Here is an 11,319-nt window from a genome sequence, read left to right on the forward strand (position 1 = left end):
GATCAAATCCAGATGAAAATAGATCGTAAACAGGGGCAGCAGCAGAATCTGCAGCGGCACCATAATGCCCGCCAGGAAGAGCAGCAGTACGAAATTGCGCCCACGCCAGCGCATGACTTCCAGAGCGAAGCCGGCGGGCACACTCAAGGCCAGAATCAGCGCCAGGGCTGGAAAGACGGTCAGGACACTGTTGAGAAAGTAGAGACCGATATTGCCCGTAGTCCAGGCTTCCACATAGTTCTGCCAGTGCAAGCCCGCGGGCAGGGCCCACAATGGTTTGAGCGAGAACTCCGCGTCCTCCTTCAATGAAGAGAGCAGCAGCCAGAGCAGCGGATACACCTCAATCACAAGCAAGAGCACCAGGAGAAGGCGCACAGGAAGGCGCCGGAGCCAGGACAGGCGGCGCCTGCGCGACGGACGCGGAGAAGAAGGGTAGCCCTGCGGGGGCCGGCCAGGTGCTCGCCTGAAAAGCGGGGCCGGCGCGCGCCGGGACGACTGCGTGACCACATCAGAGTGCATCATAGGAAACGGTCCTCCCCCTCTTTGATCTGTCGATCTGCCTCTCTCTCTTCCTCCCCAAGGGATGGGCGACGCACCAATCCGGGCTGTCACCAGACCTGGGCCTGGATGCTTCGACTTGGCTCCGCCCAGGCTCAGGCCACATCGCGGCGCGCCGAGCCAAAGATCATGACAGTCACCAACAAGCTCAGCACGGCCAGGGCCATTGCCAGTGTACTGCCGTAGCCGTACTGGCCATAAGAAAAAGCAGTATTGAACATATAGAGAGTCAGAGGCGTAGTGGCCTGACCAGGGCCGCCCCCCGTCAGGGCCAGGACGCTGTCAAAGACCTTCAGGGTTCCATTGATACTGAAGATCAGAGCCGAGAGCAGGATCGGCAGCAACAGCGGCAGGACCACATGCCAGACGAGGCGCAGGCCGGAGGCGCCGTCGACCCGCGCGGCCTCGATCAGCTCGGCGGGAATCTCCACCAGACCCGCGTAGAGCAGCACCGCGTAGAAGCCCATCGCGCGCCAGATATCCATGAGAGCCAGCACCCAGAAGGCCGTTGATCCCTGGCCCAGCCAAGCTTGAATCCAGCCATCGAGATGCAGCAGCGCCAGCCCGGCATTCACCAGGCCATATTGCGGGGCAATGGCGAAGATCTTAGCGAAAAGCTGGGCCACGGCCACCGTCGGTAACACCACGGGAAAGAAGACCAGAGTACGCACCAGAGCCGAGGCCCGGCGCAGGTAGAACACATAGAGCAAAGCCAGCAGCAGGCCAAGCAGAATCTGGCCCGCGGTCACCGTCACCGCGTACTTCAGCGTAAAGACCAGGGCCTGCCAGAAGGCCGCATCACGCAGGAGCTGGCGGTAGTTCTGCAGCCCAACGAAATGGAAGCCACCGATAACATTGCCCTCGAAGAAGGTATAGACCAGCGACCAGACGACTGGCAGCAGCACCACGCCGCTATAGACCAGCAGAGCCGGCCCTACCAGGAGCAAGATCGCCCGCCGATCGCGCAAGATCTGTTCCATACAAAGAGCACTCCCTTCCTCTCTTGTCCTTTCCTTGCCTCTCCTTGTCAGCATAGCCCGCCCGGGACAGGAATCGCAGACGGCTATGTTTCCCCCAAGGCGGTGGTGCCGTAAGGAAGGCGCCGGAGCCGTGCCGCTGGCGGGCAAACAGCCAGGCAAGAGAAGGGGCATCCCCGGCCCGGCATGAACACGGCAAGGTCCGGCGCCTCACAACGCGGCGCTCACACCAGGATCGCGCGCCTGCCGTGTAGAGGAAGATTAGCCCTGGTCAAGCGCCTGCTGAATGGTAGCCATAAATGTCTGTGGCGACATGGCTCCAGTCACCAGGGGAGCCGCGTTCTGCTGCGACAGAGTCGTGGCCTTAGTCGAGAAGAGGGCCTCAAACCAGAGCACCGGCTGCTTCACCTGACTGATCAGCGTGAGCACCAGCCGCGTCAAGGCTGGCACAGAGGCCGGTTGCTGATGGACGACGAAGCCAGTGACGGCCCCTTCTTTCTGCAGGGCAACATCGCCGTAGTGCCGCGCCACGTAGGCCAGCCAGTCGCCGGCGGCGCTGGTATAGCGAGCCTGGTTGACCGAGGTAGTCTGGCCGGCATTCATCGGGGCCTGGTCGCTGGTCCCGCTGCCGCCGGCCACCGTTGGGAAAGGGAAATAGCCGATGGCCTCGGCCCCAATCTTGTTGCGTGCCGGATTATTGAAGTCGCGCAAGGCCCAGCTCCCCATGTAGAGGATAGCGGCCTTGCCCTGCAAAAAGAGATCTTCGGCTGGATCATAATCCAGCTCGGCGACGCCCTTTCCGAAATAGCCCTCTTTCCCCAGAGTAGCCACAGCCTGCGCGGCCTCAACGTAGCCAGGATCGGTGAGCTTCGCCTGCCCGTTTTTGACGCGCAGCAGGGCCTCGGGACCATACTTACGGAAGAGATAGTTGCCGAGCAGGCGCGTCAGGGGCCAGCCCTGGATGCCCGAGGCAGCGAAGGGCTGAACACCGTGCTGCTGCAACTGCGCGGCCAGGCGCACCAGCTCGTCCCAGGTCTGCGGCGGCTGTAGCCCGTAGCGCGCAAAGATAGTCTTGTTATACCAGAAGCCTTCAATGTTCAACTCGAAAGGGAGAGCCAGGAGCTGGTTATTGAAGAGCTGCTTGATGATGGTGATGGCGGCGGGCACGAGCTGGTCGAGCACCCCCAGTTGACGGAAAGCCGCTTCCAGATCGAGCACCTGACCGCTCTTCTGCAGTTGGAGCAGCGTATCAACAGGCGGACTGTTGTAGAGCAGCGGCAGGGCGCCCTGGCCGGCCAGGAGCTGTACTTTCTGGTAGAGGTTGGTCTGGGCGATGTAGTCGACGGTGAAGCTCACGCCGGGGTGGCTCCTGGCGTAGTCGGCGGTGATGGTCTGGAGCACCAGAGGCCAGCCAGTGTCTGCTTGCTGGACCGAGAGGAAGTGAATGGCGAGCGAGCCGGAGCCACTGCTCCCGCCGCCAGACTCGCCGCCGCAGCCGCTCAGCAGGGCGGCCAACCCGAGCGTGGCGCCCCCAGCCAGGCGCACGAATTGGCGCCGATTCAGCAGGGCCTTGGGGTCGAGATCGTCTGTGGTCTGCATAGGCGTCGATCCTCCTCTGGATTGCTGACCCAAGCAAGAGGGCCAGTGCATCTGCATTGCATCGCATTGCATTGCATCGGCTCACCTCGCGTCGGCAGGCAGACAAACGCTGGCTCGCTGCGGCCCCTCTTTTCGCAGCGACCCGGGCGGCCTGCGTGGGCCCCGTTGCCCGCACTCCTTCGCTCTCAGTGAGTCTGATCTGCCATAATGGCGCGCTTCCTGGCTCCCGGCCCGCTTGCCGTCACTGGCGCTGCGGGCCAGCGCCGCGCTCTTCTTCCTGGTGCTGTTTGGCTTGCGTAGCTAACATACCCGGCGGCGGCAGGCTTCTCCTCGCCGCCGAAAATTTAAGTAAGTAACTTAAGTAAAAGCCGGGATTAGTAGATAGTATAGTCGGGTGCTGGGGGCTTGTCAATGGGCGGACGGAGAGGACTCGCCTCGGTTCGGTTCGGTTCTGTTCTGTTCGGCTCAGGCTTGACGTCAGGGGCTTTTTGCGCTACCATTTTCCTTACTAACTTAAGAAAGGTGGTGACGGCACTGGGACAGCCGCGCAGGGCGGCGGATCGCTTTTTGATCCGCGGGATCAACCAGAGCATTGTCTTGAATCTCATTCGCTCCCGTGCCCCGATCTCGCGTCCGCAGCTGGCGGCCCTTTCGGGCCTGAGCCAGGTGACGGTGATTAAGATTGTCAATAGCCTGTTGGAGCGCCAGCTTATTCTGGAGCGTGAGGGGGTGGAGTCGACTGGTGGGCGCAGAGCCGGGCTGCTGGAGTTACACCCGGAGGGTGGTTTTGCCATTGGGCTCATACCGCAGCCCGATTCGTTGACGGCGGCCATTGTTAATCTGACGGGTGACCTGGTGGAGACGCGGCAATGGCCATTGGCGCTGGTTGGTCGGCAGCAGCGAGCGATGGAGCTGGTGGCGGACTGCGTTGAGGAGCTGCTGAGCGGCACTGAGCTGCCGCGGGCCCGGGTGATAGGGCTAGGGCTGGGCCTCAGTGGCCTGATCGATGCCGAGCGGGGCTGGTGCCTGCAGTCGCACATTCTCGGCTGGAAGGAGCTGCCGATCAGGGAGCCATTGGAGCAGCGGCTGGGTCTGCCGGTCTTTGTCGACAACGATGTCAACTGTTTAGCCATCTACGAGAAGCTCTTTGGTCTGGCGCAGGTCTACACTCATGCGCTGGTTGTGGCCATTGGGCGTGGCGTGGGTCTGGGTTTGATCCTCAACGGCGATCTCTACCGAGGTGCTTTCGGGGGGGCGGGCGAGTTCGGGCATACTGTGGTTGCGCTCGATGGGCGACGCTGCAACTGTGGAAACCGTGGCTGTCTAGAGACCTATGTCTCGGAGGCTGGCATTGTGCAAAATTATCTAGAGGCTGTTCAGGCGGCGAGTGCGGCCCCGCTGCAACTTGATCCGCTCTGGCAGCCGCCTGTGCCGGCCCTGGGTGAGGTCATTGCGCGTGCCAGGGCGGGTGAAGAGGCGGCGCGCGCGGCCATTGGGCGTGCTGGTCTCCTCCTGGGGGTAGCCCTGGCCAATCTGGTCAATCTGCTCAATCCCGAATGCGTCATTCTCTCCAGTCCTGATACCTCTCTTGGGGTGAGTGATTTGCTTCTCGACTCACTGCGCGCCACATTTGACCGACATGTTTTTGCTCAGATGGGGCGCGACCTCTGCTTTCTAACGGTCAAGAAGCCGGGCTACGAGAGCTGGGCCCGAGGAGCGGGCAGCCTGGTGTTACGCCATTTCTTTGCGCCGCCGGCGCAGCTGCGTGCGGAGCAAGGGCTGCCGGAAAGCTAAAGGGCTGAAGGATGGCAGGACGGGGGTGGTGCCAGCCTGCCTCTGCACGGCTTGCTCTCGCTTGTCCCCTCAGAAGGGGAGCAGATGATCCCTGTTTGTCCTCCCGCTGGGCTGGCGCTACGGCCTGCGCTCAGGTACTGTCTTCTCTATCAAATCAGAGCTGAGCTGAAGGGAACGGAGGCCACAGGCCACAGGCAGCCCTGGCCCATGATCGCCCGCGCCCGCCCTCCGGCGGCCAGCCGAACCAGCAGCCTGGCCTGTGCTGGTCTGCCTGACTGCGCTTCGCTTCGCTCCGCTCGTCTGCCTATGTCTTCGCTGACTTGCGGGAGGACCCACTGCCATGAACCTTGAGCAAGGCCACAGCGGTCTCGTTACCCCCCAGCGTAGCCGTCTCCTCTCTCTGGACTGGTATCGCACCCTGCGCGGCTCCTCCAGGCATGCCTTCTGGGCCGCCTTCCTCGGCTACGCCCTCGATGCCTTCGACTACCAGATCTTTTCCTTCGTGCTGACGGCCACGGCGGCGGCCTTCGGGCTGACGACCGGTCAGTCGGGCCTGATTGCCACGGTGACGCTGGTCGTCTCGGCCTTCGGCGGCATTCTGGCCGGCGTCTTTGCTGACCTGATCGGGCGTGTCCGCACCTTGATGCTGACGATTGCCGTCTATTCGCTCTTTACTTTCCTCTCGGGCCTGGCGCCCAACTACGGCTTCCTGCTCCTGTTCCGCTCGCTCCAGGGTCTGGGCTTCGGTGGCGAGTGGGCCGCCGGCGCCATTCTCATCGCTGAGGTGGCCGATCCGGCCCAGCGCGGGCGTGTCTTGGGGATGGTGCAAAGCTCGTGGGCTGTCGGCTGGGGTCTGGCCCTCGTCGCCTATACCCTGGTCTTCTCCTTCTTCCCGGTCTCCATCGCCTGGCGCATCTCCTTCTGCCTGGGCATCTTGCCTGGACTTCTGACCCTCTATGTGCGCTCGCGCGTGCCGGAGCCGGAGGTCTTTGTCCAGACGCGCGCCGCTGAGCAGCAGGCCGCCGGGGACCGGATGCCCAGTACCCGCAGCTCGCTGTTGCAGATCTTTCAGCCGGACCTGCTTGGGCGCACGCTGCCAGCCACCTTGCTGGCCATTGGGGCCCAGGGCGGCTATTATGCGATCTTTACCTGGCTGCCGACCTTCCTGAAGACGGTGCGCCATCTCTCGGTGGTGGGCAGCGCTCCCTATCTGGCGGTGGTCATTATCGGCTCCTTCGTGGGCTATGTGACCAGCGGCTATATCAATGACTGGCTGGGCCGCCGTCCGACCTTTGCCATCTACGCTATTTGTAGCGCCGCCTTGATTTTCCTCTACACCCAGATTCCGAGCGGCGCGAATGGGCTGCTGCTGGTCCTGGGGGCGCCGCTGGGCTTCTTTGCTTCGGGCATCTTCAGCGGCTTCGGCTCTTTCTTGGCGGAGATCTTCCCGTCGCGGGCCCGCGGGGCTGGCCAGGGCTTCTGCTACAATTTCGGGCGTGGCGTGGGGGCCTTCTTCCCGACGATCATTGGCTTCCTCTCGGGAGCTATTGGCCTGGGGGGCGCCATCGGCTTCGGTGCCTGTGCTTATGCCCTCTGCCTGATCGCTCTCCTGCTGCTGCCGGAGACGCGCGGCAAGCGTCTGGTGGCCGTCGATTAGGCCGCGCCGCTGACTCGTTGCCGTGCTTTGCCTTCCTCCCTTGATCTGAAAGGAGGTTCTGACGACTGCCATGCAGATGGAAGAACTCGCTCGCCTGAGCGCGGCGGAGGCGCGCCAGCTGATCCGCGCGGGCCGCTGGCGCCGTCCAACAACCGGGCTGGCCCTGGGCCATGTCCAGGCCAATCTGGTGATTCTGCCCGCCGACTGGGCTGAGGAGTTTGCTGAATTCTGTCGGCGCAATTCCCAGGCTCTTCCTCTGCTGGAAATGACGGCCCCAGGCGACCCTGAGCCGCGCCGCCTGGCGCCCGGGGCCGATCTGCGCACCGATCTGCCGCGTTACCGTGTCTATCGCCAGGGCCGGCTGGTCGAAGAGCGGGAGGATCTCCTCCCGCTCTGGCGTCCCGATCTGGTGGCCTTCTTGCTTGGCTGCTCCTTCTCGGCGGAGCGCGCCTTGCTGGAGGCCGGGGTCCGTCTGCGTCATCTGGAGGAAGGGCGCAACGTGGCCATGTATCGCACGAGCCGACCCTGTCAGGCCACGGCTCGCTTGCATGGGCCGCTGGTAGTGAGCATGCGCCCGATCAAAGGCGACCAGGTGGCGCGGGCCAGCGAGGTGACGGCGTGCTATCCGCTGGCGCATGGGGCGCCGGTGCATTGCGGCGAGCCGCTGGCCCTGGGCATTGCCGATCTGGGACGGCCCGACTGGGGCGATCCCATCGCCGTGGCCCCCGACGAGGTGCCGGTCTTTTGGGCCTGTGGCGTCACACCGCAGGCGGTGATCATGGAGAGTCAGCCGCCGCTTGCTATCACTCACGCCCCGGGATATATGTTTATTACCGATTGGCGCGACCAGGAGATCGACCAGCGCACGAGCACGAACCCGCGCTGAGCGCGTGAGGTGGGCCGGGCCGGGCCGGGCTGGACAGGTCGGGGTCATCGGCGCTGTGCTGGCCTGGCTCGCCTGCTGCTTGTCGTAGGAGAGGAGAGAGGACTGTCGAGGAGTACAGGAATGACTGCAATTCTTGCCGGAGTTGATACGGGAGGCACGTTTACCGATCTGGTGCTCTTTCAGGAGGGAAAGCTGCGCGTTCATAAAGTCTTCTCGACCCCGCATGATCCGTCGCAGGCCATTCTGGAGGGGCTTCAGGAGCTGGGGGCGTTGCCGCGCCTGCGCACGCTGGTGCATGGCTCAACGGTGGCCACCAATGCCGTGCTGGAGGGCAAGGGGGCCCGCACCGGCCTGATTACCACGGCGGGCTTCCGCGACGTGTTGGAGATCGGGCGGCAAACGCGGCCCAGCCTCTACAATCTGCGCGTGCAGAAGGTGCCGCCGCTGGTGCCGCGGGCGCGGCGGGTCGAGGTTGTCGAGCGGCTCAATGAGCGCGGTGAGGTGCTCATTCCCCTGGATGAGGGATCGCTCGAAGAGGCCCTGGCCACGCTGGCGCGCGAAGAAGTGGAGGCGGTGGCCGTGGTGCTGCTCTTTAGCTTCGCCAATCCAGCCCATGAGCGGCGCGTGGCCGAGGCGGCCCGCCAGCGGGGCTGGTACGTCTCGGCCTCGGCGGAGGTCCTGCCGGAGTTCCGCGAGTACGAGCGCACCAGTACGCTGGTGCTCAATGCCTATGTGGGGCCGCTGATCGATCGCTATCTGGGCCAGCTGGAGCAGGCGCTGCCGGCGGGCACGGGCCTGCGCATCATGCAGTCAAACGGCGGCTCGATATCGAGCGCGATGGCGCGGCGTGAGGCGGCGCGGACCTTGCTCTCTGGTCCGGCGGCGGGCGTGGTGGGGGCGCGCTTTGTGGCCCGGGCCTCGGGCATCGAGCGGCTGATTGCCCTCGATATCGGCGGCACGTCGACCGATGTCTCGCTGGTCGATGGGGCGATTACAGAGACGACCGACGGGCGCATTGGGGGCCATCCGACGAAGCTGCCGATGATCGATATCCATACGGTGGGGGCCGGCGGGGGCAGCCTGGCCTGGTTCGATCTGGGTGGCGCCCTGCGCGTGGGGCCGCGCTCGGCGGGAGCTGTGCCGGGGCCGGCGGCCTACGGACGCGGCGGGACGGAGGCCACCGTGACTGATGCGCATGTGGTGCTCGGGCGCCTGTTGCCTGATGCCTTCCTGGGCGGCAGCCGGCGTCTGGATGTCGTCCAGGCGCGCCAGGCGGTGGGGCGCATCGCTGCCCGGCTGGGGGCGTCGCTGGAGGAGGCGGCCCTTGGTATCGTGCGCATTGCCAATGCCAATATGGAGGCGGCCATTCGCCTGATCTCTGTTGAACGTGGGCTTGATCCGCGTCACTTTACGCTGGTCGCCTTTGGGGGGGCTGGTCCCCTGCATGCCTGCGAGCTGGCGGCGTCCCTCTCGATCCCGCGCGTGCTCGTCCCGGCGGCTCCGGGGGTGCTCTCGGCCCTCGGCATGCTGGTGGCTGACGTGCTCAAGGACTACGTGCGCACGCTGATGCTGCCCATTGATCAGGAGCAGGCTCAGGCTACCGTTGAGGAGGCGCTACTGGCTCTGGAGGAGCAGGGGCGGGCCGATCTGTTGGCTGAGGGCTTCGCGGGGGAGCGGATTCAGATCGAGCGCTATCTCGATCTGCGCTATGTCGGCCAGTCATACGAGCTGACCATTCCTTTCGGCGGCGACTGCGCGCGCGCGGCTCAGCAGTTCCATCTGGCCCATGAGCGGCGCTTTGGCTACAGCGATCCCAATGAGCCGGTGCAGGTAGTCAACGTCCGTCTCAAGGCGCGCGGCCTGGTTGAGCCGCCGGTGCTGGAGCGTCAGCCGCTGCAGCCGGAGGCGGTGGTTCAGCCGCTGGAACGGCGCCAGGTCATTTTTGCCGGCGAGGCCGGGCCGGTGGCGCATGAGGCGGCTATCTATGAGCGGAGCGCGCTGGTGCCGGGAGTACAGTTCGTCGGTCCGGCCATTGTCACCCAATACGACACGACGACCGTGGTGCCGCCAGGCTGGCGGGCGCGCGTCGATGCCGTTGGCAATCTCTTAATTGAGCTGGCCGGCGATGGCCCGGCGGGCGTGCAGCAGCTCCAGCAGCAGCGCCGTCAGCCCGCGCAGGCCGCTTCAGCCCAGCTTGCTGAGGAGGGGTCGCACGTATGGTAGATGCCATCAGTCTGGAGATCTTTCGCAGCGCCTTGACGGCCATTGCCGAGGAGATGGGGGCCGTGCTGATGCGCAGCAGCTACTCGCCCAATATCAAGGAGCGGCGCGACTTCTCCTGCGCCCTCTTTGATGCCCGCGGGCGCCTGGTGGCCCAGGCGGCCCATATCCCGGTCCATCTCGGCTCGATGCCCGATTCGGTGGCCGAGGCCCTGGTGGCCTTCGATCATTTTGCGCCTGGCGATATTATTGCTCTCAACGATCCGTTTCTGGGGGGCACGCATCTGCCCGATATCACGTTGATTGCGCCGATCTTTGTCGAGGTCGAGGAGGAGCAGCGCCTGATCGGCTTTGCAGCCAACCGCGCCCATCATGCCGACGTCGGGGGGATGGCGCCGGGGTCGATGCCGCTGGCGACCGAGATCTATCAGGAGGGGCTGATTATTCCCCCGCTCAAGCTGTGGGAGGCGGGTCAGCCTAATCGGGCCTTGCTGGCGCTACTCTTGCGCAATGTGCGCACGCCCGATGAGCGCCGCGGCGACCTGGCGGCCCAGGTGGCGGCCAATCGGACGGCGGCCCGTCGCCTGCAGGAGCTGGTCGATCGCTGGGGCCTGGCGGCTCTGGAGGAGCATGTGGAGGCGCTGATCGACTATGCGGCGCGTATGGCGCGGGCCACCATTGCCGCCATTCCCGATGGCTGCTATCGCTTTACCGACTATCTGGATGATGACGGGGTGACGGGCGAGGGCATTCCGATTGCGGTGACGGTGACGGTGCGTGGCAGCGAGTTGACGGTGGACTTTACGGGGAGCGCTCCCCAGGTGCGCGGCAATGTCAATACGGTGGCCTCGGTGGCGCGTTCGGCGACCTATTATGTGGTGCGCTGCCTGATGCCGGAGGATGCGCCGATGAATCACGGGACGTTCGCGCCGGTGACGGTGATTGCGCCGCGGGGCTCGGTGGTCAATGCGCGTCCGCCGGCGGCGGTGGCCCAGGGCAATGTCGAGACGTCGCAGCGCCTGGTCGATGCGATCTTTGGGGCCTTGGCGCAGGCGTTGCCGGAGGTGGTGCCGGCGGCCAGCCAGGGGACGATGAATAATATTGCTGCCGGGGGGATCGATCCGCGGACGCAGCAGCCCTTTGCTTACTATGAGACAATGGGGGGTGGCATGGGGGCCCGCCCGGGCCTCGATGGGCTGTCGGGGGTGCATACGCATATGAGCAATACGTTGAATACGCCGGTGGAGGCGTTCGAGTATGCCTATCCCATGCGTGTGACGCGCTATGCGCTGCGCGATGGGTCGGGGGGCGCGGGCCTGGCCCGCGGGGGCGATGGGCTGGTGCGCGAGATCCGCTTTGAGGCGCCTGCTGAGGTGACGCTGCTGACGGAGCGGCGCCGCCTGCCGCCCTATGGCCTGCAGGGGGGAGAGCCGGGGCGCTGCGGGGAAAACTGGCTCTATCGCCGCGATGGCGAGGTGACCTTGCTGCCGGGCAAGGTGCATTTCCGCGCTGAGCCGGGCGATCGCCTGGTGATCGCCTCGCCTGGCGGTGGTGGCTGGGGGCAGGCGCCCGCGCCTGCGCTGGCGGCAGCCGAGGGTGCCTAGCGCGGGCTGGCCCGCCCGGGCCGG

General features: G+C 65.0%; 8 protein-coding genes. 5 read left to right on the forward strand and 3 right to left on the reverse strand.

Annotated elements, in window-relative coordinates:
- From BGC09_RS20465 to BGC09_RS20475, 3 genes are all read right to left on the reverse strand, one after another.
- Window positions 1–522: ABC transporter permease family protein (locus tag BGC09_RS20465; RefSeq protein ID WP_141727887.1), on the reverse strand; the 522-nt coding region annotated here is incomplete at its 3' end.
- Window positions 523–653: 131 nt separating this feature from the next.
- The gene (locus tag BGC09_RS20470) at window positions 654–1,538 is read right to left on the reverse strand and encodes a carbohydrate ABC transporter permease (RefSeq protein WP_069806065.1); all 885 of its coding nucleotides are present in this window, start codon (window positions 1,536–1,538) and stop codon (window positions 654–656) included.
- 258 nt (window positions 1,539–1,796) lie between these two features.
- Window positions 1,797–3,134 (reverse strand): ABC transporter substrate-binding protein, encoded by a 1,338-nt coding sequence (locus tag BGC09_RS20475; protein ID WP_069806066.1) that lies wholly within the window; start codon window positions 3,132–3,134, stop codon window positions 1,797–1,799.
- 525 nt (window positions 3,135–3,659) lie between these two features.
- On the opposite strand from BGC09_RS20475, the gene BGC09_RS20480 reads away from it, so the two are divergent.
- From BGC09_RS20480 to BGC09_RS20500, 5 genes are all read left to right on the forward strand, one after another.
- Window positions 3,660–4,928, forward strand: a complete 1,269-nt coding sequence (locus BGC09_RS20480) for an ROK family protein (RefSeq protein ID WP_069806067.1) — start codon at window positions 3,660–3,662, stop codon at window positions 4,926–4,928.
- 340 nt (window positions 4,929–5,268) lie between these two features.
- Entirely contained in the window at window positions 5,269–6,585 is a 1,317-nt protein-coding gene (locus BGC09_RS20485) for an MFS transporter (protein WP_084659184.1), read from the forward strand.
- A 70-nt stretch (window positions 6,586–6,655) separates the two neighbouring features.
- Window positions 6,656–7,471 (forward strand): putative hydro-lyase, encoded by an 816-nt coding sequence (locus tag BGC09_RS20490; RefSeq protein ID WP_218104127.1) that lies wholly within the window; start codon window positions 6,656–6,658, stop codon window positions 7,469–7,471.
- A 120-nt stretch (window positions 7,472–7,591) separates the two neighbouring features.
- The gene (locus tag BGC09_RS20495; protein WP_084659185.1) at window positions 7,592–9,694 is read left to right on the forward strand and encodes a hydantoinase/oxoprolinase family protein; all 2,103 of its coding nucleotides are present in this window, start codon (window positions 7,592–7,594) and stop codon (window positions 9,692–9,694) included.
- Window positions 9,688–11,295 carry a hydantoinase B/oxoprolinase family protein gene (locus BGC09_RS20500; RefSeq protein ID WP_069806068.1) on the forward strand — a complete coding sequence of 536 codons (1,608 nt, stop codon included), beginning with the start codon at window positions 9,688–9,690 and terminating at the stop codon, window positions 11,293–11,295. The genes BGC09_RS20495 and BGC09_RS20500 overlap by 7 nt, the downstream gene beginning before the upstream one ends.
- Window positions 11,296–11,319 lie beyond the last annotated feature (24 nt).

This window comes from Thermogemmatispora onikobensis, from assembly GCF_001748285.1.
GTDB lineage: Bacteria > Chloroflexota > Ktedonobacteria > Ktedonobacterales > Ktedonobacteraceae > Thermogemmatispora > Thermogemmatispora onikobensis.